Origin of the sequence: Bacillus sp. FSL K6-0255 (assembly GCF_045040725.1) — a bacterium.
Taxonomy (GTDB): domain Bacteria; phylum Bacillota; class Bacilli; order Bacillales; family Bacillaceae; genus Bacillus; species Bacillus subtilis.
On the sequence record NZ_CP150278.1, the window covers coordinates 2815581 to 2838881 of the forward strand.

Consider the following 23301-nt stretch of genomic DNA (forward strand, 5'->3'; position numbering starts at 1 on the left):
CTGTTTTGGGCTTTTGTGCGTTATTCCATCGGACTGCAAATTTCGATATAATGTCCATCCGGATCAGCGATATAGGCGACCGTCTGCCCCCATGGTTTCACTTTCGGCTCCCCGATAATCGATACGCCTTGTTCTCTCATCCTTTTGATGACCGCTTCTACATTTTCAGTAACAAACCCAATTTCAAATGTGTTTGAAGCAGATGTATCCGGAATGTCCAGCGCCGTGATGTCTCTGGCGCTTTCCCGCGTATTAAGCGCCAATATCGTAGACCCTGTATCAAATTCGATATACGTTCCGTGTTCAGCACGAATCGACAGTCCTAATATATCTCGGTAAAAATGAATAGCCCGCTTGCTGTCCGATACGTATAGAATAAGATATTTCATTGATAGATTCATTGCCAACCCCCCTCAGCATTTTCAATAGTTCTTCTAGCCCGGTATAGACGCTTCCATCCTTAAGCTCGGATCTTTCCACATCTGCGCCCATTTTTTCACAGCCGCCACGATAATAATGAAGCCTAACACCAGCATGATGATAGATAATACGCCATTCAATACACTATATCCTGCTGCTTCAGGATTGAGATACACATTGCGCACCATCCAATAGCCCGCATAATTGACAGTGACATATAAGTAGGCAAGCGGGATAAGGCAAGTCAGAATGTACCGGCGTTTATCAGCGATTTTCAGCACGATGGTCGCTCCGATAATCAGCCCCACTGAAGCCATCAGCTGATTAGAAACGCCGAACAGCGCCCAAATGGAACCGATATCTCCTGAATACAGCAAGTACCCCCACATCAAACAGGCAAGCGCGCTGGCAAATACAGAGCCCGGAATCCAGTCTGTTTTCTTCAGCGGCTTATACACCTCCCCGAAGAAATCCTGGATCAAATAACGGGCGACGCGTGTGCCGGCGTCAATCGCTGTTAAAATAAAGACCGCTTCAAACATAATGACAAATTGGAAAAAGTATGAGGCCAAATGGCTGAAAAACGGCATTCCGGTAAAAATATAAGTCATTCCCACCGCAAGTGTGACGGCTCCCCCTGTTCTTCCTTCTAAGTCCAAACCGATTTCCCTGCTCAATTCAGGCAAATGTACGACATTCATGCCAAGCGTACGGAAAACCTCAGGCGTGCTGTTAATCGCAAAGTAATCAGCAGGCTGTAAAGCGGTCGCTGCAATCAGCGCCATGATACCGACAAGACACTCAACAAGCATTGCGCCAAACGCAACCGGCTTCATATCACTCCATTTATTCAGCATTTTCGGTGTCGTTCCTGAGCCGACAAAGGCATGGAACCCAGAGATCGCCCCGCAGGCGATGGTTATTGAGATGAACGGCCAGACAGGTCCTGCCAGCACCGGCCCTCCGCCTTTTACGAATTCTGTAAACGCAGGGAACGGAATGGACGGATTGACGACAAACACACCAACAATCAAAGCGATAAAAACACCGATTTTCATAAAGCTGCTTAAATAATCACGCGGAGCCAGAAGCAGCCAAACGGGAAGCGCAGCCGCAAAAAACGCATAAACAGGAAGCGCGATTGCAAGCGTTTTCGTATCTAGCGTTAAAAAGTCACCGAGCGCGGTAGTCTGTACCCATGGACCGATAAAGACTCCTGCCATTAAAAAGAGAAAGCCGACCGTTGAAGCGAGCTTTAAATTTCCCGTTTTCTTATAAAATAAGCCCACACCCATCGCAATCGGAATCGTAATCCCCACCGCAAATGTTCCCCATGGATTACGTTCAAGCGCATGCAAGACAACCATCGACAGGCCCGCCATTGTGATCGTGATGATAAACAGCATGGACAGTCCTGTACAAAATCCTGCAACAGGGCCAAGCTCATCCTTCGCCACTTCCGACAGCGATTTTCCGTTTTTGCGCATCGATGCAAACAACACCACAATATCATGGACGGCTCCCCCAATTACCGCCCCGATTAACAGCCACAATAATCCCGGCAAATAGCCAAACTGCGCCGCCAGAATTGGTCCGACCAGCGGCCCGGCCGCTGCGATCGCGGCAAAGTGGTGGCCGAACGAAACCCATTTATTTGTAGGCACATAGTCTTTCCCATCCTCAAGCGCATGAGCAGGTGTTGGCTTGTCATCATTCACTTTGAGAACCTTCACCATCATAAATGTTCCGTATAAACGATAGGCAATAGCCAAAATACACATTGATGCTATCACAATTGTAACCGCATTCATTTTCTCCCATCCCCTTTTCTGTTTTTCATAAATATATCATAATTTCATGGTGAAAAGCGGTCATTTTTTCCTATACAAAAAGCCGGCTGGAATGGGCCGGCTCGTGGCAGTTGAAAGACAAGCCGGAGAGAAATCTCCGGCTTTGCTATTCTTATGACTGTTTTTTCAGGCGGATCACATTCCAGGAAAGCGGCGTGAAATGAGCAGTTAAGCCGTTTTCGCTGACAGACGATGATCCGTTGGAATGCGGAACGACATTTTTTCTGTTATGCTGGTTTGTTGCTTTGATATCCTGATGCTCAAGTACGATGTGCTCTGCGATTTGGTAGGATTCAAAGCCTCTGAGCGAAATCTCCGTCTCCATCTGATCCTCAGCCTTGTTTACCGCAAAAATAGTGAGTGTTTCTTCCTCTTCAGAGTACACAACAGCAGCATCAACATATGGCACATCAGTGAAATCAGAACAATCGTACTTAGGAGAAGAAATAAGCGGTTTCAGTGACTCGCCCCTTCCGTAAACAGAAGCATGCATGTATGGATAGAAAATCGGCTGTCTCCATGCTTCTCCGCCTTTTTCCGTCATGATCGGCGCGATGACATTAACAAGCTGTGCAAGACACGCAATTTTCACACGGTCTGCGTGCTGCAGCATCGTAATGAGCAGAGAGCCGACTAATAAGGCATCTTCAAAATTGTAAATATCCTCTAAAATCGGACGCGCAGTGATCCACGGCTCGACTTTTTTATCAGCCTCATTTGAGTGGTACCAGACGTTCCATTCATCCAGAGAGAGATTGATAGTTTTCTTGCTGCGTGTTTTTGCTTTTACATAGTCACAGGTCGCAGCGACTGATTTGATAAAATGATCCAAATCCATAGAACGTGCCAAGTAGTTTGGCAGATTGTTATCCCGGTTTCCGTAGTAAGTGTGAAGAGAGATATAGTCGACATGCTCATACGTATGCTCAAGCACCTTCGCTTCCCAATCGATAAAGGTCGGCATACCGCTGTTTGAGCTGCCGCAGGCAACGAGTTCAATTGATGGGTCAACCCACTTCATGACCTTTGCTGTCTCTGCGGCAAGCCGTCCGTATTCATCAGCTGTTTTGTGGCCGATCTGCCACGGTCCATCCATTTCGTTTCCTAAGCACCATGTTTTGATGCCATACGGCTGTTCATAGCCATGCGATCTTCTTAAATCACTCCAGTAAGAGCCTTTCGGATGGTTGCAATATTCAACGAGATTACGGGCGGCATCTATGCCTCTTGTGCCAAGGTTGACGGCCATATTGACCTCAGTGTTCACCTTTTTTGCCCAAGATAAAAATTCATTTGTTCCCACTTCATTGGTTTCTGTCGTTTGCCATGCCAAGTCAAGCCGTCTCGGGCGGTTTTCGACTGGTCCGACACCGTCCTCCCAGTTGTATCCGGATAAAAAGTTTCCGCCCGGATAGCGGATGATGGGAACCTGTAATTCTTTGATCAGCGACTGGACATCTTTTCTAAATCCATCTTCATCCGCTTCAGGGTGATCAGGCTCGTATATGCCTTCATATACCGCACGACCCATGTGTTCGATAAACGAGCCATAAATCCGTTTATCTACTTCACCGATTTTATATTCTTTGTCTACAATCATTCGCGCTTTTTTCATCACACGTTTCCTCCTTCATTAACCTTTGACTCCCCCTACCGTCAGGCCGGAGATAAAGTACTTTTGGAAAAACAAGAAAATGATAATCACCGGCAAAATCGCAAATACTGAGCCGGATATAAGCATGTCGTAATTATTTCCATAAGGGCTCAGCAAGCTGGACAGCCCTATTGGAAGCGTAAACATTTCTTTCGACCGAAGCACAATCAGCGGCCACAAGAAGTTGTTCCAGCTGTTTAAGGACTGAAGGATAATCATCGCACCGAAAGCCGGTTTCATCAGCGGTGCCATAATCCTGAAAAAGATGCCGAATTCCGTACAGCCGTCCATCCTTGCAGAGTCCAGCAGATCTCTTGGAAGGCCAAGAGCATATTGCCTGAAAAAGAAAACGGCAACAGGTGAAACGATAAACGGCAATATGACACCTGTATATGAATCGATCAAGTGCAGTCCGACAGTAAGCTTAAACAAAGGAAGCATCATCACTTCCAGCGGAACCATCATGATAATCAACACAAGAACAAAGATGATATTTCTGCCCTTAAAATCATAAACCGCAAGCCCGTACCCGATCATAGAAGAAAAAAACAGAGTGAGCACGGTCGTAAAAAGTCCGAGTACAAGACTGTTAAAAAACCATTTGAAATAAATGCTGCCGCCATTAAACAGAAATGTATAATTATCAAGACTCATTACTTTAGGATCAATGTCGAGATTGAGCCCCACACGCAAAAGCTCAGATGAGGGCTTTAATGATCCTAAAAGCAAACAGAAAATTGGAAAAAGATACAATAGGCTCAGCATAATAAAAAACAGGGTTAGTGCGATTCTGTAAACGCTAAACTGAGGACTGTGCCGCAACATTTATCCCTCCCCCTTAAACGAGCCCGACAGCTTTAATGAAATCAGGCTGACAACAAGTATCACAATCAAAAGCACGATGCCGATGGCTGCTCCGTACCCCATTTCGTTGTAGGCAAGTCCCTGCTGATACAAATATCCGACAAGCGTCAGACCAATATTACCCGGGGAATTATTCTGCCAAAGGACGTAGCTTTCCTCAAACATCCTGAAGCCGCCGATAATGCTGATGGTCAGCACATATACGGTTACAGGCTTGAGAAACGGCAGCGTGATGTGCAGAAATTTTTTCATTGTATTCGCGCCGTCTATATCAGCGGCTTCGTACAGCTCTTTCGGCACATTTTGCAAACCGGCTAAAAAGTAAAGGATGTTGATTCCCATCCATCTCCATGAAGCAAGCAGCACCATCAAAAACATGCCGGTATGTTCATTGTTCATCCAGTTCTGAGGTGAAAAGCCGAGTTTGAGTAGGATGGAATTGGCCAGAGACGTTTCCATTTCTCCGAAGATCAGCCGAAAAATGATCCCCGCGACAATGGTGGAGGTCAATGCCGGGATGAATAGTGCTGATTTAAATATATTTCTAAATTTGACCAGCTTTGAATTCAGGAATATGGCCAGAAGCAATGGGACAGGAATCAGCACGATCAGCGTCCAAAAGGTGTATTCCAGCGTATTCCAAAGGGCGGTATAGAACGTCGGGTTGTTTAGCGCTGTATAATTAGACAATCCGACAAAGGACACCTCTCCCGGCAAAATTCTTTGGAAGCTCATGATGAAGACACTAATGATGGGGTATAGAAAAAATACGAGAAAGGATAAAACGAATGGCGCTGTAAACAGATAGGGCGCCGCTTTTTTTGAATAAAATAGATCTCGCCAGCCTGATTGTTTCGCAGCTGAAGGAACGGGATGAACCGTTCCTGTTTTCACAGGTTTCATGAGAACCTCCCCGCTTTCACTTTTTGAATGGGATTCTATTTCTGTTTCAGTTCACCTGCCGCTCTGTCCAAGGCTTGTTTAGGCGTTTTTTGCTGAGATTTAAGCGCGTCGAACAATACGCTTCTGTTGACAAGGTCTGAAGCCTTGGCAAAATCCTCATGTAAATAAATTGGATTGATTTCATCCTTGATATCGAGCAGCACAGAAAAAATGCCTGTTCCGTTTTGGAAGTAATCCGTGTATTTGTTTTTCTCTTTCAATTCCTTGGAGCTCCAAACATCCCAGCGAAGCGGGTCAAAGCCGAGTACGCTCCAGAGTTTTTTATTTCCTTCTTCAGAGCCCTTCGCAAAGGCCAAAAACTCTTTTGCTAACTCAACATGCTTGGATTGCTTCGGTACAACGGTTGCCGTACCGCCCAAGCCTGCCGAGCGGTCGCCCCCCTCTTTCCATGCCGGGAGCGGTCTGATGGCAATCTTCCCTTTCAGATCAGGCATATAATCGATAAATCTTCCCATATACCAAATCGGCATGAGGACTGAAGCAGCTCCTCCTTGGTTCATAAAGCCGTAGTATTCTTCACTGTGATGCCCGCCGCCCGGCGCAGGAATCATCGTTTTATCATTGATCATGTCTTTTAAATATTGAAGTGTTTTTACGTTGGTGTCATTATTGAGGATCAGCTTGCCGTTTTTATCAAAATAGCCTGAGTTTTGCTGTGAAATCATAGATAAGAACGTTGCGGAATCATTTGTTTCCACCGTTCCCATCGGCTTCCCGGTCACTTTGCGCACTTTCTGTCCGGCTTTATGGTAATCATCCCATGTTTTAATATCGTCAGGATTGACGCCGGCTTTTTTCATCACATCCATGTTATAAAACATGACCGTTGTTCCTACATGCGTATCGAGTCCGTAAAGCTTGCCGTTTTTGCTGTACAGGGTCAGCCGCGCCTCAACGAATTTATCGCGGTCCTTTTCAATCAGCGGAGTCAAGTCGGCAAGCGGTATGTCAGAGCCCTTCAAAAAGTTTGAAAAACGGGCCAATTCGACATCTGCAATATCAGGAACGCCTTCTCCCGCTATTAGGGAGATAGATAAGTTATCGTGCATTTGTCCATATGGATAAACGACCGTATTCAGCTTAATTTTGCGGTCAGGATATTTTTTGTTCCATTCCTTCACCATTTCCACATAGAACTGCTCATGAAGCCCGTTAAATGTCCAAAAGGTCAGCTCAGTTTCACCCGATTTGCCGGATGATTTTTCTGCTGAACACCCGGCAATGAGTAATGTCAGCAGCATCATGAGCACAAGAAAACAGACAGTCATTTTTTTCATCTGCGTTACCCCTTCCATTCGAGGTGCGGGCTATTCATATAGACCATGGTTGATCAGCGTTTTGTTTTCATTAATGATTCTTAATCCGGTGCAGCGGTCTCTTAAGGTGTGCGCATGTCTGAAGGCATTCTTGACGGAATCCTGCCCGACACCGATTTCGTCAAAATACGCAGGGCCTCCGGCTGATCTCAGCCAATCAGCCAGCACTTCTCCTTCCGGGAGAGTTTGATAAGCCGATTGGATGGCTTGCCGCCGGCTCGGTGAAAATTCGTTCAATCCCTCATCCTTAGCGAGCTTTCTGTATGTGTCAGTTAATAAAACAGCTGCACAGCCCACCTTTGCCCCATGAAGAATCTGCGGCCGTTTTTTCTCCATTAATTCCATCTCAATCCAATGTGAAATATGATGCTCTCCGCCTGATGCCGGGCGGGAATGATCTAATGCCAGCATGACAAGCCCCGATACAAGTAAAGACTCCATCAAAACCCGTATGCCAGTTTCCGTTTTCATCGCAATGTCTTCTGTGTGTTCAATGCAGGCAGCAAGCGCCTCCTGAACGATCTTAGCTCCTGCAGGCGAATAAGGCTCACCGGCAAGATGCCGGGATATTTCCCAATCTGCTAAAGACGTGATTTTACCGAGCATGTCACCAAAGCCAGCCGCCACCATTGACTGCGGTGCCGCTTTTAATAGATCCAGATCAGCGAACAGCGCAGATGGGGCCTTCGTTTGAATGGTTGTTTTCGTGCCGTATAAAATAATCGGCGCACCGGCTGATGTAAAACCGTCTACAGATGGAGCAGTCGGATAAGAAATAAACGGCAAATCTCTTTGAAACGCCGCAAAGCGGACGATATCATGAATCGTGCCCGAACCGACTGCGATCATGACATCCGTTGTTTGTTTCGTATGGATCAGCACATGAATGAGCGATCGTTCATCAGCTGTCACATCTCCGGCTTCATTTTCTGGAATGATCAGGCACTCGGCCTGAAATCCTGCTTGATTCAGTCGGTTTTCTAAATCAATTCCTGCAATGTGGTGTGTATTCGCGTCGCAGACAAGGACAATATGTTGATTGTTTTTTCGTTTTACATAATCCAAAAGCGAATCAGCTGCTTGCTTACCGAGAACAATTTCTTCAACTTTTATAGGCAACGTCTTTTCTCCGGCGTGTTCAAAAGCACGCTGAACGTCAGCTGCGATACGATTCATATCAGAATCCCCTCCTCAGCCAATTTGGTTACATCTTTAATAGAATCCAGCACATAATCCGGCGTGTACAAACGCTGTTCACCCTGTTTCGCAGAACCAGTTAGCACTAAGGCGCTTTTCATGCCATAAAGCTTCCCCATCGCAATGTCAGATTCAATGCTGTCTCCTATAATCATGCATTCATGTGCGGACAGCCCCATTGCTGTACAGGCAGCCTCCGCCATCAGCCATGACGGTTTTCCGACAACAAGTTCAGTCTTCGCTTGTGCGGAAGCCTCTATCGCCCCAATCATTCCAGCCACATCAATGGCATTTCCGTCTTCGTTCGGAAAAGAGCGGTCTTTGTTTGTAGCAATGATACGAGCGCCGCCGGCAGCCGCTTGAAAGGCTTGATTTAAATCGTCGTACGTGAGCGTTTCATGAAGGGAGATCACGAGCCAATCCGCTTCCTTCGGTTCGCTCGCGTTCTGCACACCGGCCAGCCTCAGCTCGTCAACCAAGCCTTGCTCCCCAAGCACCCATACCTTTGAAAAACGATAATGTTTTTTCAGAAAAGCCGCTGTCACGCTTGATGACAGAACAATGTCGTTTACGTCCGTTTCAATCCCCGCGCCAAGAAGTTTTTTTCTGCACATGGCACGGGAGATATTCCCCCGGTTGCTTAAAAAGACGATTTTCTTTCCCATTCTCCTAAGCGTTTTGATCGCTTCTCTTGCTCCTTCGATCAACTCATTTCCTCTGAATACAGTACCGTCCAAGTCAATTAGAATGCCAGCCGGTGACACAGGCGTATCATGACTGGCCATAATACGCATTTGCTCCGTGTTTTCGATAAAAATGCTTTTCATGCAGGACTGTATTGATTGGGGTTACATCCTTGTTCAGCATAATGGAGTGATAGGCCATTTCGGCAACCGTTTCTAATACAACTGCGTTATGAATGGCATTTAAGGCGTCAGTGCCCCAGCAGAACGGTCCGTGATTATTCACGAGCACACCCGGCACCTGTTCGTAGTTTTGATGCTGAAAGGTTTCCGCTATGACTTTTCCTGTATTCAGTTCGTAGTCATGAATGATTTCTTCATCGTACATTTCTCGAGTACATGGAATCGCACTGTCAAAATAATCAGCATGGGTCGTGCCTAACGGAGGGATGTCTCTGCCCGATTGCGCCCAGCTTGTCGCCCATTGAGAATGGGTATGGACAATTCCCCCGATATTCGGAAAGGCTTTATATAAATAAACATGGGTAGGTGTATCTGAAGAAGGCTTAAGCGAGCCTTCGACGACCTCTCCATCAAGGTTCAAAACAACCAAGTCATCGGCTGTCAGGTCGCTGTATTCGACTCCGCTAGGTTTGATGACAATTCTTTCTTTTTCACGGTCAATGCCGCTGACATTTCCCCACGTAAAGGTTACCAGCTGATGCTCTTGAAGCTTCAGGTTGGCAGCCAGCACTTCTTTTTTTAATGTTTCAAGCATGCTCCATCACCCTTTATCAATTCTTTTTGGCGGCAGATGAAAATTGAAGATTTTTGATCGTTTTCAGACGTTTCATGACATGGTTTTCTTTTCCGAAATAATGAACCAGCTCTTTATATTCAGCGTACAATTTTTCATAAACCGCGGCGTTTTCGGCATTTGGCGTATAAGTTATATCTTTCAGTTTTCCCATGTTCGCCGCTGCCTCTTTGATGTCATCGTAGCCGCCTTTTTCTTTGCCTGCTGCAAGCGCGCCGAAAATGGCAGATCCTAAGGCTGGTGCTTGCGGTGAACCAGAGATTTTAATGTCCATGTTTGTCACATCCGCATAAATCTGCATGACAAACGGGTTTTTCTCAGCTATTCCGCCGGCTGCGTATAGTTCCTCAATCGGAACACCGCTTTCTTTGAATGTTTCGATAATCATTCGGGTTCCGTAAGCTGTCGCTTCAACTAACGCTCTATAAATCTCTTCAGGCTTCGTCAGCAGTGTCATGCCAAGCAGCATCCCTGTTAAATCTGCATCAACAAGAGTTGAACGGTTTCCATTCCACCAATCTAAAGCAAGCAAGCCGCTTTCACCAGGCGCTTGATGGTTTGCTTTCTCACTCAGCAGCTCATGAACGCCAATGTTTTTTTCCTTTGCTTCCTCTTGATAAGCTGGCGGGACACATGTTTTCACAAACCAGTCAAAATGATCGCCGACACAGGACTGCCCGGCTTCATATCCCGCATAGCCCGGGAGAATTCCGTTGTCCACAACGCCGCACATTCCTGGAACGATATGCACCTCTTCACCAAGTAGAACATGGCACGTCGAGGTTCCCATAATCATCAGCATTTTCCCTGGCTCTGTAATGCCGACCGCCGGTACGGAAACATGAGCGTCCACATTGGCAACCGCAACAGCCGTTCCCGGGAGAAGTCCGGTCAGCTTTGCCATTTTTTCAGTCAGACTGCCGGCTTTTTCTCCTACTGAATGAATAGAACCTGACAATTTGTCTTTTGTAATCGTTTTCATTGAAGGATTTAATTTCTCAAAGAAATCATCTGACGGATACCCCGCTTTTTCACTCCACATCGCTTTATACCCTGCGGTACAATTGCTTCGCTTGAGCGAGCCGCACAGCTGGTACACGATCCAGTCCGCAGCCTCGATGATCCGGTCAGCCGCTTCATAAATGTGAGGCGCTTCCTCGGCAATTTGCATGACCTTTGGAATCATCCATTCTGATGAAATTTTTCCTCCGTACCGCTGTAAAAAAGCCTCTCCTTCTTCTTCCGCGATTTGATTGAGCCGATCAGCATGTTTTTGGGCCGCATGATGCTTCCAGAGCTTCACATAGCTGTGCGGCTCCTCTTCATATTCAGGCAGCATGCATAACGGCTGCCCGCTGCTGTCAATAGGAAGGATCGTACATGCCGTGAAATCAATTCCAATCCCGATAATGTCTTTCGGTTCAACGCCCGTCTGTTCGAGTAAAGACGGAATGGTTGTTTCCAAGACTTCGAGGTAATCAGCAGGGTGCTGCAGCGCCCAGTCGCGCGGCAGCTTTTGACCCGTTTTTGGAAGGACGGTATCAATGACAGCATGCCTGTATTCTTTTACAGCAGCCGCAAGTTCCTCCCCTGTTTGGACATGAACGAGCACCGCTCTTCCTGATAAAGTTCCAAAATCAACCCCTATTGTGTAAGCCATGTGACATCCCCCTCTACTTTTGAAGCCGGTAAAGCGCCTCGTTCCATTTTAACTCGTGTTTCAGTTTATGAATTGTCGTATCACGGGAAATGAGAACACTTTCGATCCCCGCCATTTCCGCCCAATCAAGCATTTGCTCCGCTGTCAGTTCATAAGACAGGCAGGTATGATGTGCACCGCCGGCTAAAATCCATGCCTCCGCTGCTGTTTTCAATGACGGCTCCGGCTTCCAGAGAACACGGGCAACCGGTAAATTCGGCATGTCTTTTTCAATTTCCTGGCCGTTGACTTCATTCAGCACAAGGCGGAAACGCCCGCCAATATCAACAATGCTAGCTTGAATGGCAGAACCGCTGATGCCGTTAAATACAAAACGCGCAGGGTCCTCTTTGCCGCCAATCGAAAGTGGATGAACCTCGATTTTCGGCTGATCCAAAGCAACAGTCGGACACACTTCAAGCATGTGAGAGCCCAGAATCATTTCATTTCCCGGTTCAAAATGGTACGTGTAATCTTCCATGAAGGAAGTTCTTTTTCCTTTAGCCATGATTTTCATCATCCGCACAAGGGCCGCTGTCTTCCAATCTCCTTCACCGGCAAACCCGTAGCCTTTCTCCATCAGGCGCTGAACGGCAAGTCCCGGCAGCTGTTTCATTCCGTGCAGCACTTCAAACGATGTCGTAAACGCTGTGTATCCGCCTTGCTCAAGAAAAGCGGTTAAGCCAAGTTCAATTTTCGCCTGTTCTTTAATGGACGCTACCTTTGCTTCGTCACGTTTTGTTTCCTCACTGATCACATATAGTCTGTCATACTCGGCATAAAGCGTGTCAACCTCGTCGTCCGTAATGCGATCCATCACTTCAACAAGATCCCCGATGCCATATCCGTCAACCTGCCAGCCAAATTGAATATGCGCTCCCACCTTGTCTCCGTCCGTTACCGCGACATGACGCATGTTATCTCCAAATCTGGCAACCTTAATATGTCTGCTTTCATTTAATGCAGCCGCCGTATCCATCCACTGGGACATTTCTTTTTTCACTTCTTCATCATCCCAATAGCCGGCAATGACTTTTCGGCTAAGCCCCATTCTCGAGTTGATGTAACCGTACTCTCGATCGCCATGCGCGGATTGGTTGCTGTTCATAAAATCCATGTCAATCGTACCCCACGGGATATCGCGATTATATTGGGTATGCAAATGCATAAGCGGTTTTTGATAAGAGGAAAGGCCTTCTATCCACATTTTTGCAGGGGAAAATGTGTGCATCCATGTAATGATGCCAGCGCATGTCTCACTGTACTCCGCTTCTCTTAACAGCTCTCTGATGGTTTCCGGTGAAGTGACGACAGGCTTATGAGTGATTTTATATCTGGAAGAAACCCCGCTGAGCCCCTCACAAATGCTTTTAGCATGCTGATCTACCAGTTCCAGCGTCTCTTCCCCGTATAGGTGCTGGCTTCCTGTCACAAACCAGAATTCATAATCCTTTGTCTGAAGCATGTAAACTGCCCCTTTCTCATAAAATAAAACGCTTTCAAATACAAAAGATACGTACTAATGATAGAAAATAAACCTATAAATAAATATTTGTACGAACAATTTTATTATAGTAATTGAATATTATACTGTCAATCTTTTCTTTTAAAAAAAGCCGGGGGCAGAGCCCGGCTTTTTGATTCAATAGGACGGCCAGCCCGAGCTCCAATTCAAATCATTGATGAGAAGCTTCGGAATGCCATTGTCATTGGCATCATAGGCATGGCGAACAAGAATGTTTCCGTTCACAATATCCTGGCCTCCAGGTCCTTTCCATTGGTCATTGCCCGAATCCAAAATAGTGCCTCCGCCTTCAAGCATGCTTTTTCCGCTTTTATCAAGATAAGGGCCTGTAATGTTTTTGGATCTTCCGTAAGCAATTTTGTACGTACTGTTTACCCCGTCACAGCATTTATCAAATGAAACCATTAAATAGTAATATCCATTTTGATACGTAAGAGTAGGAGCTTCTAAGGCACCTCCATTATTCGGTCTAGCTGCAATCGAATAGAGCGAGCCTGTAGGCTTCATCGTACTCTTATCGAGCTTAGTCAGCTTAATGCCGCTCCAAAACGAGCCGAATGCAAGCCACGGGTTGCCATCCTTGTCGAATGTCAGCTCCGGATCAATGGCGTTATAATTATTTGAGCTTGTCGAACGAATCACCAAGCCCTCGTCCTTCCAGCTCCCCGAACTGATGCTTGTTGAAGATGCCAGGCCAATGGCAGATGTATTGCTTCCAAAAGAAGAAACGGAATAATATAGCCAGTACTTGCCGTTATAGTATTGGATGTCCGGCGCCCACTGGTTTTGGCCATAATTCGGCACATAATTGGACCACCACGATAGCGGTGTAGTGAAAATGGATTTTTGTACGGTCCAATTTTTAGCGTCTGAAGACTTCAAAACCCGCAATCCCCGTTCTTCAGTAAGCCCTGTTCCGAGCGCATACCATGAGCTCCCCTCTTTAATCATAGTCGGGTCATGAAGCAGCTCATTGGATGCACCCCAAAACGCTGCCTCTGCGGGAGCAGCAGATGTGAATATCAAACCTGCAGCCAGAGCTGCACTCGAAAAGTGTAAGAAGCGTTTCCATGTTTTTTTCTTTTTCAATTTTGTTCAACCTCCTTTAAATTAGAAAACGCTTACAAATTAGATTGTTTATCCTCCCTTCCTGTCAAATCGAGCTGCGTATCGTATATCGTCATGTTCAGGACATTTTCGGTATCCCCTTTATTGTAGTCACTATGCTGTAATTTGTACAGACAAAAAAATAGAATCCACCTAAATAGGCGGATTCTTCCGTATCTTTATTGGTACGTAATTTCGTCAACCGTTTTTCGGTCTAACTTCTTAATGACTTCCGTAATTAACTTTACCGCGTTTTCATAATCATCACGATGCAGCATGGCCGCGTGCGTATGAATGTAGCGGGTTGCAATGGTAATGGACAGCGCAGGAACGCCATTCGCCGTCAAATGGATGGCACCAGAATCAGTTCCGCCGCCGGCAATGGCATCAAATTGGTACGGAATGCCGGCTTCCTCCGCAGTGGCTACAACTGCATCGCGCAAACCTTTGTGAGAGACCATGGATGCATCGTAAACGATAATCTGCGGGCCTTTGCCCATTTTGCTCTGCGCTTCTTTCTCGGAAATGCCAGGCGTGTCTCCTGCTATCCCTACATCAACACCAAACGCAATATCAGGCTGAATGGTGTGTGCAGCCGTTTTCGCTCCCCTCAGGCCGACTTCCTCCTGCACGGTTCCGACGCCATACACTATATTTGGATGATCTGTGTTTTGTAAGTTTCTTAACACATCAATTGCAATCGCACAGCCAATGCGGTTGTCCCACGCCTTTGCGAGTAGGAATTTTTCATTGTTCATGATCGTAAATTCAAAATGCGGAACGATCATATCTCCCGGGAGTACACCCCACTCCAAGGCTTCTTCCCGGCTTGAAGCTCCAATATCAATAAACATGTCTTTTATTTCCACTGATTTTTTTCTTGCTTCAGGAGATAAAATATGCGGCGGCTTAGAGCCGATAACCCCTGTGATTTCTCCTTTTTTTGTGACAACGGTGACGCGCTGGGCAAGCATAACCTGAGCCCACCAGCCGCCAACGGTTTGAAAACGGATAAAGCCTTTATCTGTGATTTGTGTCACCATAAAGCCGACTTCATCCAAATGTCCGGCGATCATAATTTTCGGGCCGTTTTCTGCACCAGTTTTTTTGGCAATTAAACTGCCCAGGCGATCTGTTGTCACCTCATCAGCAAATGGTTCTATGTATGATTTCATCACTTGCCTTACTTCTCTTTCATTGCCCGGTATGCCTTTTGCATCTGTTAAATCTTTCAGCATGGTCAATGTTTCATCTAATTTTGCCATGTTCCAAACCCTCCTTCATCAGTCCTGCATTCTTATTATACAAAACATGGCGCTAACCATACGACTATTTCACTTGAAAATCGGGTATATGTTTTTACAGCTTTCTTTTAGAAAAAGTGAAACCTTTTTCTATGCTTTTCGTATTACATCAGATCATCACCATAAGGGAGGTGCCTTCACACAATGTTTGTCATGGTTCTAAGGATTATTTTGCTTGCACTTTTTGCTTATTGTATTTATGCCGTGGTCAAATATGTCGCGAATCCTAAGAGAAGGCTTAAGCTGGCCCAATCAAAAGAACATTTTTATATTATTGATGAACAAAACAATACCCGGAAGAATTTTCAGCTGACGTATAAAGGCGTGCTTTTTGAGGGAGAAAAGCATATTCCTTCCAAGGATCATCCGCTGTTTATTCACACGATCTTTGTCTGGACAGAATCTCCTGAGAAGCTGAAACATTTCTCTGCAAAAGATTTTGAGAACATTGAAGAAAAAGTGCTGGAACGATATCCAAATTGTAAGATTGACTGGGACCAGCCCATTAAACTCGCAAAAAAAGCAGAAGAGCGTTAAACGCTTTTCTGCTTTTTATAAATCAAACGGGCTGTAGTAAATAGCGATGAGAATCGCTTCAATTACCAGAAGAAGCGGTACTCCATACTTAAAAGAAGCGTGTTTCGTTTTATGTCTGAAGGTTTGCATGCCAAGCCAGACACCGAGCGCTCCAAATACGATGGCTATCAGCCACAGCCGGTCTTCAGAAATTCTCCACTTGTGCTGCTGCGCTTTGCGTTTGTCAATGCCCATCACCCAAAAACCGCACAGATTAATCAACACCAAATAAGCTGCAATAATCATGTTGCCTCATCCTTTATATAGAAAAAGCCGCTCTGCTGGAGAGCGGCTCTATATGATTACTTGTTTAATTGAGCTTTAGCAGCATCAGCAAGCTGATTGAATGCAGTAAGATCGTTTACAGCAAGATCAGCAAGCATTTTACGGTTTACTTCGATACCAGAAAGCTTAAGACCGTGCATTAAACGGCTGTAAGAAAGGCCGTTCATGCGAGCAGCTGCGTTGATACGAGTGATCCAAAGTTTACGGAAATCACGTTTTTTCTGACGACGGTCACGGAAAGCATAGTTTCCAGATTTCATGACCTGCTGGTTAGCTACTTTGTATAATGTATGTTTTGAACCGAAATAACCTTTTGCTAATTTAAGAACCTTTTTACGACGCTTACGTGTAACAGTTCCGCCTTTTACTCTTGGCATTGAATTTCCCTCCTAATTGTTCCTTATCCGATTACTTGATGTTAGCAAGCATTTGTTTGATACGTTTGAAGTCTCCTGCGCTTACAACAGCACTCTTGCGAAGCTTACGCTTTTGCTTTTGAGATTTGTTGGCGAATAAGTGACTTGTGTACGCGTGAGAACGTTTTAACTTCCCAGAACCTGTCTTTTTAAAACGTTTAGCAGATCCGCGGTGAGTTTTCATTTTTGGCATGGGATTTCCTCCTTATTGCTTTTCGTTTTTCGGTGCGAGCATTAAGAACATGCTGCGGCCGTCCATTTTTGGTTTTGTTTCGACTGTCGCAACCTCAGCACATGCTTCGGAGAAACGGTCTAACACACGCTGACCGATTTCTTTATGAGTGATTGCGCGTCCTTTAAAGCGGATAGAAGCTTTCACTTTATCGCCTTTTTCAAGGAATTTAATCGCATTGCGCAATTTCGTGTTAAAGTCATGCTCATCGATTGTCGGACTTAACCGAACTTCTTTTAAGTTAATGATTTTTTGATTCTTGCGTGCTTCTTTTTCCTTTTTCTGCTGCTCAAATCGGAACTTACCGTAGTCCATGATTCGGCAGACAGGCGGTTTTGCATTCGCTGCAACTAACACAAGGTCAAGATTTGCGCGGCCGGCGATTTCAAGTGCTTCCTGACGGGACTTGATTCCAAGCTGGTCGCCATTTTGTCCGATTAAACGGACCTCACGTGCACGGATACCCTCATTAACCAATTGATCTTTGCTAATAATGAGCCACCTCCATAGTTTCTTCGAATTGATTCACAACTCATTTTGTATGCATTTTGCAGGCAAACAAAAAGTGTGGGCATTATAAAACACCCACACTACGAACATCTGTATCAATAAAAATGTACGGTCAACCTGCCAACTACATGCATGTGTCAATCAGGTGAGAAGCGGGTGCTTCTGCTTGTGATTTATATTCAATTCAATAACTATTCTACACAATACCGGATCTTTAGTCAAGGACGACTTATCCGGAACAACTTTTACATTGTAACATGGGTTTTCTATGAGCGCAAGAGAGAAAAAGAAAATCTTTCATCCCCCCCAGAATGCAAAGAACCAACAATTCCCCCCTTATTTCGCAATTTACAACAAAACCACCGACAGGAAGAAATGTAAAACAAAGTTAATCTCTGACCGATATAAGAAGCAGAAGGGAGCCTGACACATGAACAAACTGATACAGCTTGCTTTATTTTTCACATTGATATTAACCGGATGCTCAAATAGCAGCACATCTTCCGAATCAAAAGTCGAAACTGTTAAGACAACTGCAGCATTTCCTCAAAAGGGGCTGGAGAAAGAGCTAAAAAAACTAAAACCCGTTTCATTGGACATGAAGTTCGAGAGTCCACTTGCTACTGAGTTAGGAAAGCGGAAGGCAAAAGAAGAAGCTGAAAAGCAAAGACAAATCGCCGCCGAGAAAAAGCTTGAAAAAGAGCGGGAGGCGAAACGAAAGAAACAGCACGAGGAAAAAGCGGAGAGACAGCGATTAGCAGAGCAGCAGGCGGCAGAGAATCAGCGATTAGCGGAAGCAAAAAGACAAGCTGAACTTGAAAGACAGCGGCAGGCAGCAATCCAAAAAGAGCAGAAAGCGAACGCTGAGAAAAAGCGGCAATCACAGGCACAACGGCAGCAGACCGAGGCACCCTCATCTAATAGTAAAAATCCACCATCTTCCTCGAGTCAGACAGATAAAACCATTCAACAGCCAGCTTCAGAGCTTCCTGATGACGATGGTTATGGTTATGAAGAACGAAAAAAGTGGCATGACGATCAAGTAGAATGGGGCATTAAACAAGGGTATATCGATCCCGAAGACGCACCATAAAATAAAAAAAGCCAAGGCATTCAGCCTTGGCTTATCCTCCGATCAGCTGCACGAACACAGGGATGACCAGAACCGTTACCACTCCTACTACGACAACAGCAATACTTGCCATCGCAGCTTCAACTTCTCCCATCTCAATCCCGACCGCTACACCAAGTGCATGTCCGGATGTTCCAAGAGCCAATCCTTTAGAAATCGGATTTTTCACTTTAAATACCTTCAAGAACAATGCTCCGAGCGCATATACGATGACAGCGTTAAAGATGACCGCAAAGGCTGTGATGTCGCTGATGCCCCCGATGCCTTTTGATAAAGGAAGCGCAATTGCCGTTGTAGCCGCCTGCGGAAGCATGCTTTTCATTACGGCCGAATCGAGATGAATGCCTTTAGCGAGCAGATAAACAATCGTGACAGAGCAGATAGAGCCGGCAATAATGGAGGCCATGATTTGCCACCAGTATTTTTTAAGCTTATCTCTTTGTTTGTACAAAGGAATTGCAAATGCGATCGTTGCCGGTTCAAGGAAAAACTTAATGATCTCTCCCCCGTTATTATAATCCGCGTAGGAAAAACCGCCGATTTTTAAAAATGCGATCCCCAGCACCATGGCAACAAACAAAGGAGTGAAAAGGAAGAAGCCTTTCGTTTTCTTAAATAAAAAGGTGCCGATGCCGAATGCAGCAAGTGATACGACAATTCCAAAATAAGGACTCATTGTGCTTTCCATGTGAAGAACCTCCTGTTTCCCTTAATGGTGAACGAGTTCGTTATTGTTCTGCGGGCTTTGCACTGTTTTTGTTTTCATGTCCGCTGCGGTTTTGCGTTTTCCGCTCAGCGAAAGAATCAGCTGAGAAAACAATCCCGTAGCCCCCAGCAAAATAATCGTTGCGAGCAGAATGACAAGAACAATTTGCAGGCCGTATTGCTGCATCACACCAAGCGAATTCATAACAGATATACCTGATGGAACAAATAAAAATCCGATCAGAGAGGTTAAAGACGTTCCGAGCGTCTCCACTTGTTCCAGTTTAATGACTTTCAAACATAATAGGAGAAATAATAAGACCAACCCTACAACCGATGCCGGGATAGGTATTGGGACAATAGCGGCAATCATATTTGAAACCAGCATAATGACGGCAAAAATAAATGCTTGTGTTAAAAACCCGTACACTTTTTTAGCACTCATTTTCTTCACCTCTTTCTCTTTGGTACCCTCATTATAAATAAGAATCCCCTGTTATAAAGCGCTTACAAGATAACATGCCGAATAGCGGGTCTGAGTTGCAGAATCAAATGGCTGAAATGCAAAAAGCCGCCCATCAAATATGGAGCAGCTTTTTCAATTCCTTCGCATATGTCCGGCTGACCGGTATTTTCGATCCGTCTTTCATGATCAAATTATACGTTGAATTAAACCATGGCTGAATTTCTTTAATATATTCGGTATTCACGACAAAGCTCCGATGGACGCGGATAAAATCAGAATCCGGCAGCTTTTTCTCAATCACAACGAGTGTATCGCTGACCGTATAAGAATGATCGAAGGTTTTTACATTGACATGACCATCTTCTGTTCCGGCATAGATAATGTCCTTCGTATCCACAATCACAATCGATTCCCCCACAGATAGCGCGAGCTTGTGCTGGCCGGCATGGCTGTTTTGCTCTGTTTCTACAATATCCCGATTGACTTTTTTATATTTTTTCAGCGTTTGCTGAATTCTTTCTTCATCGAAAGGCTTGGTTAAATAATCAAGAGCGTCCACCTCAAACGCTTTGAGCGCATACTGGTCATACGCTGTCGCAAACACAACAGCAGGAGGATGCTTCATTTTCTTCAATCGCTTTGCGATATCAAAACCGTTTTCTCCGGATAAATCAACGTCTAAAAACAGCAAATCAGGTTTTTGATCCATCATTTGGTCAAAAGCGGATTCGATATTTTCCGCTTCATTGATTTCCATTTCCTCATTGGTCCGCTTAAGCAAGTAAGCCAGTTCATCTCTTGCCAGCATCTCATCATCAACTATTAACACCCTGAGCATGTTCTTCTCCCTCTTTCATCTGTTGCATTGGCACTTGAAAGGAAACCTCTGTCCCTTTATGAACCTCACTGCTGATATGCAGTGCAGCCTGCTGTCCGAATAAACCGATCAGCCGCTGATTTAGGTTATAAAGCGCTGTACCGGTTCCCTCCTTAGACGGAAACGGTTTCTTTCCCAGTTCCGGCAAGACGTCCGGCGGAATTCCGCGTCCGTTATCCGTCACCTTCATATAGACGGATGCATCATCAGATAAGACACAGACTGTAACCTTGCACATGTCTTGTTTTTTCGGAAACGCGTGCCGAAGCGCGTTCTCGACAAGCACCTGCAAAACAAACGGAGGGATTTCAATCTGCTCCAGTCTGCTGTCGATATTGAGCTCAATTTTATATTTCCCGGGAAAACGCGCCTGTTCTAATGACAAATAGGCGTTAAGATGGTTCAGCTCCTTTGAGAGCGGAATCAGCAGCTGTCTCGCTCCTTGAAGGTTTGAACGAAAATAAACACTGAGCTGCAATAGGAGCTTACGGGTTTTTTCAACATCTGTACGGCATAGCGCAGAAATCGTGTTGATCGCATTAAATAAAAAATGCGGATTCACCTGTGCTTGAAGCGCTTTAATTTCAGCATCCTTGAGAAGTTTGCTTTGCAGCTCTGCTTCCCCAAGCTCAAGCTGTGTCGAAAATAGCATGGCCAGCCCCTCGGCAAGTTCCTCCTCTACCTGACTCAGGCCTGCCGGGCTTTTAAAGTACATTTTTAAGGTGCCGATTGTATTGCCGTTCGATGTCAGCGGCAGAACAATTGCAGCGTGCAAAGGGCATTCAGCATGCGTGCATTCAATCTCTTCCTGCGAAATCGCCTTCATAATATGCCCTGTTTTAATCACCTTTTTGGACAGCCCGGTGATCAAACTTTTCGATGGGATGTGGTGATCCATTCCCGCACCGACATGCGCAAGGATCTTTTCTTTGTCAGTGAGAGACACCGCATCTGTTCCTGTCAGCTTATGGATAATAGCCGCTACACTTTTACAGGAGTTTTCATTTAATCCTTGGCGAAAAAATGGAAGTGTCTGATCAGCAATCGTCAGCACTCGATGCGTTTCGAGAGCCCTTGCCTGTTCTTCCTTGCGAATGATCGCTTGAATAATAGACAGAAAAATAAAACTGCCTGTTCCATTGATGAGTATCATCGGAATTCCGATCATGCTGACAAGCTCCCAAGCGTCACTGAACGGCTTTGCCATCAGCAAAATAATGATCATTTGCAGTGACTCCATGCCGATTCCCACAAGAGCGGCGATGCGCGGTGTCGGCATTCGATATCGCTTCGTAAAATACCTGCCGATCAAGCCTGCAAGAACACCCGCTAAAATAGATGATACGGCACAGCTTAAAGCCGTGCTGCCACCGAGTGAAAAACGATGCAGGCCCGCCAGTATGCCGATCCCAGCCCCTACAAACGGACCTCCGAGAAGGCCCCCAATTTCCACGCCCAAAATACGGGTATTCGCGATAGAGCCCGATGGATCTATCGTAAACACCCAGTCATTGTTTACAATCATATTTCTTTGAATTTCGATGCCTGTATAATTGCTGATGATGCTGAAAAGAGAAAAAATTGAAATTAAAATCGCTTTTCCTTTATAGCCGTCCTGATTCTGAAGAGCTTGTCTGAAAATTTTCGTATGGGCGAGAATGAACCCTAATATAACAATAATCCCCACTCTCTCCAGCATCATAATCATTAAATGAATCATTCATGTCACCTATTCTTTCCGTTTTCATTCTAGCATGTTTTCGTTTTACGGCTGACTGTTTTTTTAAAATCGTCTGAAAACATATTTCACAAGGCTTTTATCTATTGTAAAATAAAACATGAGCCTTTTGGCAGAAAGATTTGAATCTGAAGCAGAGGAGAAGATCATGAAAGCCGTATTTTTTGATTTAGATGATACACTACTTTGGGACGAAAAAAGCGTCAGAACAACATTTGCAGAAACTTGCTTAAAAGCGGAGAAAAAATATGGCCTTGCCCCTGAGGAATTCGAAGCAGCTGTTCGCGAAGCAGCGAGAGAATTGTACATGTCATATGAGACGTATCCATATACAGTGATGATCGGCATTAACCCGTTTGAAGGACTGTGGTCCAATTTCTCAGAGCCAATCAGTGAAGGCTTTCAAAAGCTGAACAAGATTGTGCCGGAGTACAGAAGAAATGCATGGACAAACGGACTGAAAGCGCTTGGGATCGATGATCCTGCATATGGCGAATACTTGGGAGAGTTTTTTGCGGCAGAGCGCAGAAAACGCCCGTTTGTATATGATGAAACATTTGCTGTACTCGATCAATTAAAAGGCAAGTATGAATTATTGCTTTTGACAAATGGCGATCCGAGTCTGCAAAAGGAGAAGCTTGCCGGCGTACCTGAGCTCGCTCCTTACTTCAATGAAATCGTCATCTCGGGCGCATTCGGCAAGGGCAAACCGGATGTTACAATTTTTGAACACTGCCTTAAGCTGATGAATATTGAAAAAGACGATGCCATCATGGTCGGCGATAATTTGAATACTGATATTTTAGGCGCTTCAAGAGCCGGAATCAAAACCGTTTGGATCAACCGGACGGATAAGAAAAACGAAACTGACGTAACGCCTGATTACATCATCAGCAGCCTTCATGATTTGTTTCCTATATTAGAGAAATAAAAAAGCATGATCTCTTCAATGAGATCATGCTTTT

25 protein-coding genes and 1 other annotated feature are annotated in these 23301 nt (G+C 45.2%); of the genes, 3 read left to right on the forward strand and 22 right to left on the reverse strand.

Translation table 11 applies throughout. The features are described 5' to 3' along the window. Window positions 1-20: 20 nt before the first annotated feature. The 14 genes from MHB62_RS14745 to MHB62_RS14810 all read right to left on the reverse strand — a co-directional run bounded on the left by MHB62_RS14745 (window position 21) and on the right by MHB62_RS14810 (window position 15360). Complete coding sequence (locus tag MHB62_RS14745; RefSeq protein ID WP_250540598.1) at window positions 21-389, reverse strand: VOC family protein; 369 nt, start codon at window positions 387-389, stop codon at window positions 21-23. Continuing rightward, a complete protein-coding gene (locus tag MHB62_RS14750) occupies window positions 304-492 on the reverse strand; it encodes a hypothetical protein (protein ID WP_080287622.1) in 189 nt (62 codons plus the stop codon). The genes MHB62_RS14745 and MHB62_RS14750 overlap by 86 nt, the downstream gene beginning before the upstream one ends. Beyond that, complete coding sequence (cstA, locus tag MHB62_RS14755; protein ID WP_014477607.1) at window positions 435-2231, reverse strand: carbon starvation protein CstA; 1797 nt, start codon at window positions 2229-2231, stop codon at window positions 435-437. The genes MHB62_RS14750 and cstA overlap by 58 nt, the downstream gene beginning before the upstream one ends. 151 nt (window positions 2232-2382) lie before the next feature. Continuing rightward, window positions 2383-3885: an alpha-L-arabinofuranosidase AbfA gene (gene abfA / locus MHB62_RS14760; protein ID WP_004398747.1), complete on the reverse strand. Its 1503-nt coding sequence runs from the start codon at window positions 3883-3885 to the stop codon at window positions 2383-2385. An 18-nt stretch (window positions 3886-3903) separates the two neighbouring features. Beyond that, entirely contained in the window at window positions 3904-4749 is an 846-nt protein-coding gene (gene araQ / locus MHB62_RS14765; RefSeq protein WP_015251504.1) for an arabinose ABC transporter permease AraQ, read from the reverse strand. Then, window positions 4750-5691: a carbohydrate ABC transporter permease gene (locus tag MHB62_RS14770; RefSeq protein ID WP_003229507.1), complete on the reverse strand. Its 942-nt coding sequence runs from the start codon at window positions 5689-5691 to the stop codon at window positions 4750-4752. Window positions 5692-5726: 35 nt separating this feature from the next. Continuing rightward, complete coding sequence (locus MHB62_RS14775; RefSeq protein WP_015251503.1) at window positions 5727-7028, reverse strand: ABC transporter substrate-binding protein; 1302 nt, start codon at window positions 7026-7028, stop codon at window positions 5727-5729. A gap of 30 nt (window positions 7029-7058) precedes the next feature. After that, complete coding sequence (egsA, locus tag MHB62_RS14780) at window positions 7059-8243, reverse strand: sn-glycerol-1-phosphate dehydrogenase (protein ID WP_015251502.1); 1185 nt, start codon at window positions 8241-8243, stop codon at window positions 7059-7061. Next, a complete protein-coding gene (araL, locus tag MHB62_RS14785; protein ID WP_015251501.1) occupies window positions 8240-9058 on the reverse strand; it encodes a sugar-phosphatase AraL in 819 nt (272 codons plus the stop codon). The genes egsA and araL overlap by 4 nt, the downstream gene beginning before the upstream one ends. Further along, window positions 9036-9725, reverse strand: coding sequence for an L-ribulose-5-phosphate 4-epimerase (araD, locus tag MHB62_RS14790; RefSeq protein ID WP_015251500.1), 690 nt, complete (start codon window positions 9723-9725; stop codon window positions 9036-9038). The genes araL and araD overlap by 23 nt, the downstream gene beginning before the upstream one ends. Window positions 9726-9741: 16 nt before the next feature. Beyond that, a complete protein-coding gene (araB, locus tag MHB62_RS14795; RefSeq protein ID WP_015251499.1) occupies window positions 9742-11424 on the reverse strand; it encodes a ribulokinase in 1683 nt (560 codons plus the stop codon). 13 nt (window positions 11425-11437) lie between these two features. Next, a complete protein-coding gene (gene araA, locus MHB62_RS14800; protein WP_014477615.1) occupies window positions 11438-12928 on the reverse strand; it encodes an L-arabinose isomerase in 1491 nt (496 codons plus the stop codon). Between the two features lie 177 nt (window positions 12929-13105). Further along, window positions 13106-14077, reverse strand: a complete 972-nt coding sequence (gene abnA / locus MHB62_RS14805) for an arabinan endo-1,5-alpha-L-arabinosidase AbnA (protein WP_015251497.1) — start codon at window positions 14075-14077, stop codon at window positions 13106-13108. A 197-nt stretch (window positions 14078-14274) separates the two neighbouring features. Further along, window positions 14275-15360 carry a M42 family metallopeptidase gene (locus MHB62_RS14810; RefSeq protein ID WP_032722328.1) on the reverse strand — a complete coding sequence of 362 codons (1086 nt, stop codon included), beginning with the start codon at window positions 15358-15360 and terminating at the stop codon, window positions 14275-14277. 183 nt (window positions 15361-15543) lie between these two features. On the opposite strand from MHB62_RS14810, the gene ysdB reads away from it, so the two are divergent. After that, on the forward strand, window positions 15544-15936 hold the full coding sequence (ysdB, locus tag MHB62_RS14815) for a sigma W pathway protein YsdB (protein ID WP_003229493.1): 393 nt from the start codon (window positions 15544-15546) through the stop codon (window positions 15934-15936). A 15-nt stretch (window positions 15937-15951) separates the two neighbouring features. On the opposite strand, the gene MHB62_RS14820 is transcribed toward ysdB, so the two are convergent. From MHB62_RS14820 to infC, 4 genes are read right to left on the reverse strand one after another with little or no spacing between them, the layout of a single operon-like run. Next, on the reverse strand, window positions 15952-16221 hold the full coding sequence (locus MHB62_RS14820; protein WP_003229490.1) for a DUF1294 domain-containing protein: 270 nt from the start codon (window positions 16219-16221) through the stop codon (window positions 15952-15954). 56 nt (window positions 16222-16277) lie between these two features. Continuing rightward, a complete protein-coding gene (gene rplT, locus MHB62_RS14825; protein ID WP_003222420.1) occupies window positions 16278-16637 on the reverse strand; it encodes a 50S ribosomal protein L20 in 360 nt (119 codons plus the stop codon). 31 nt (window positions 16638-16668) lie between these two features. Continuing rightward, window positions 16669-16869 carry a 50S ribosomal protein L35 gene (gene rpmI / locus MHB62_RS14830; RefSeq protein WP_003222418.1) on the reverse strand — a complete coding sequence of 67 codons (201 nt, stop codon included), beginning with the start codon at window positions 16867-16869 and terminating at the stop codon, window positions 16669-16671. Window positions 16870-16881: 12 nt separating this feature from the next. Further along, entirely contained in the window at window positions 16882-17403 is a 522-nt protein-coding gene (infC, locus tag MHB62_RS14835; protein WP_010886591.1) for a translation initiation factor IF-3, read from the reverse strand. A gap of 58 nt (window positions 17404-17461) precedes the next feature. Next, window positions 17462-17592, reverse strand: a sequence feature (ribosomal protein L20 leader region). 256 nt (window positions 17593-17848) lie between these two features. Here infC and MHB62_RS14840 point away from each other — a divergent pair. Then, window positions 17849-18511, forward strand: coding sequence for a hypothetical protein (locus tag MHB62_RS14840; RefSeq protein ID WP_032722329.1), 663 nt, complete (start codon window positions 17849-17851; stop codon window positions 18509-18511). A gap of 31 nt (window positions 18512-18542) precedes the next feature. On the opposite strand, the gene lrgB is transcribed toward MHB62_RS14840, so the two are convergent. From lrgB to lytS, 4 genes are all read right to left on the reverse strand, one after another. Next, a complete protein-coding gene (gene lrgB / locus MHB62_RS14845) occupies window positions 18543-19238 on the reverse strand; it encodes an antiholin-like protein LrgB (protein ID WP_003229482.1) in 696 nt (231 codons plus the stop codon). 21 nt (window positions 19239-19259) lie between these two features. Continuing rightward, a complete protein-coding gene (gene lrgA / locus MHB62_RS14850; RefSeq protein WP_014477620.1) occupies window positions 19260-19700 on the reverse strand; it encodes an antiholin-like murein hydrolase modulator LrgA in 441 nt (146 codons plus the stop codon). A gap of 133 nt (window positions 19701-19833) precedes the next feature. After that, window positions 19834-20559, reverse strand: coding sequence for a two-component system response regulator LytT (lytT, locus tag MHB62_RS14855; protein ID WP_015251493.1), 726 nt, complete (start codon window positions 20557-20559; stop codon window positions 19834-19836). Further along, window positions 20537-22318 (reverse strand): two-component system sensor histidine kinase LytS, encoded by a 1782-nt coding sequence (lytS, locus tag MHB62_RS14860; protein ID WP_032722330.1) that lies wholly within the window; start codon window positions 22316-22318, stop codon window positions 20537-20539. Before lytS ends, lytT begins: the two co-directional genes overlap by 23 nt. Before the next feature lie 166 nt (window positions 22319-22484). On the opposite strand from lytS, the gene MHB62_RS14865 reads away from it, so the two are divergent. Further along, the gene (locus MHB62_RS14865; protein WP_032722331.1) at window positions 22485-23267 is read left to right on the forward strand and encodes an HAD family hydrolase; all 783 of its coding nucleotides are present in this window, start codon (window positions 22485-22487) and stop codon (window positions 23265-23267) included. Window positions 23268-23301 lie beyond the last annotated feature (34 nt).

Coding starts and splice junctions, on each gene's coding strand:
- lytS (WP_032722330.1), bottom strand. CDS start 22,318: ATGATTCATTTAATGATTATGATGCTGGAGAGAGTGGGGATTATTGTT.
- abfA (WP_004398747.1), bottom strand. CDS start 3,885: ATGAAAAAAGCGCGAATGATTGTAGACAAAGAATATAAAATCGGTGAA.
- araQ (WP_015251504.1), bottom strand. CDS start 4,749: ATGTTGCGGCACAGTCCTCAGTTTAGCGTTTACAGAATCGCACTAACC.
- egsA (WP_015251502.1), bottom strand. CDS start 8,243: ATGAATCGTATCGCAGCTGACGTTCAGCGTGCTTTTGAACACGCCGGA.
- MHB62_RS14745 (WP_250540598.1), bottom strand. CDS start 389: ATGAAATATCTTATTCTATACGTATCGGACAGCAAGCGGGCTATTCAT.
- MHB62_RS14750 (WP_080287622.1), bottom strand. CDS start 492: ATGGGCGCAGATGTGGAAAGATCCGAGCTTAAGGATGGAAGCGTCTAT.
- MHB62_RS14865 (WP_032722331.1), top strand. CDS start 22,485: ATGAAAGCCGTATTTTTTGATTTAGATGATACACTACTTTGGGACGAA.
- araB (WP_015251499.1), bottom strand. CDS start 11,424: ATGGCTTACACAATAGGGGTTGATTTTGGAACTTTATCAGGAAGAGCG.
- araA (WP_014477615.1), bottom strand. CDS start 12,928: ATGCTTCAGACAAAGGATTATGAATTCTGGTTTGTGACAGGAAGCCAG.
- MHB62_RS14770 (WP_003229507.1), bottom strand. CDS start 5,691: ATGAAACCTGTGAAAACAGGAACGGTTCATCCCGTTCCTTCAGCTGCG.
- lytT (WP_015251493.1), bottom strand. CDS start 20,559: ATGCTCAGGGTGTTAATAGTTGATGATGAGATGCTGGCAAGAGATGAA.
- lrgB (WP_003229482.1), bottom strand. CDS start 19,238: ATGGAAAGCACAATGAGTCCTTATTTTGGAATTGTCGTATCACTTGCT.
- araD (WP_015251500.1), bottom strand. CDS start 9,725: ATGCTTGAAACATTAAAAAAAGAAGTGCTGGCTGCCAACCTGAAGCTT.
- rplT (WP_003222420.1), bottom strand. CDS start 16,637: ATGCCAAGAGTAAAAGGCGGAACTGTTACACGTAAGCGTCGTAAAAAG.
- ysdB (WP_003229493.1), top strand. CDS start 15,544: ATGTTTGTCATGGTTCTAAGGATTATTTTGCTTGCACTTTTTGCTTAT.
- cstA (WP_014477607.1), bottom strand. CDS start 2,231: ATGAATGCGGTTACAATTGTGATAGCATCAATGTGTATTTTGGCTATT.
- araL (WP_015251501.1), bottom strand. CDS start 9,058: ATGCGTATTATGGCCAGTCATGATACGCCTGTGTCACCGGCTGGCATT.
- lrgA (WP_014477620.1), bottom strand. CDS start 19,700: ATGAGTGCTAAAAAAGTGTACGGGTTTTTAACACAAGCATTTATTTTT.
- MHB62_RS14810 (WP_032722328.1), bottom strand. CDS start 15,360: ATGGCAAAATTAGATGAAACATTGACCATGCTGAAAGATTTAACAGAT.
- rpmI (WP_003222418.1), bottom strand. CDS start 16,869: ATGCCAAAAATGAAAACTCACCGCGGATCTGCTAAACGTTTTAAAAAG.
- MHB62_RS14840 (WP_032722329.1), top strand. CDS start 17,849: ATGAACAAACTGATACAGCTTGCTTTATTTTTCACATTGATATTAACC.
- MHB62_RS14775 (WP_015251503.1), bottom strand. CDS start 7,028: ATGAAAAAAATGACTGTCTGTTTTCTTGTGCTCATGATGCTGCTGACA.
- MHB62_RS14820 (WP_003229490.1), bottom strand. CDS start 16,221: ATGATTATTGCAGCTTATTTGGTGTTGATTAATCTGTGCGGTTTTTGG.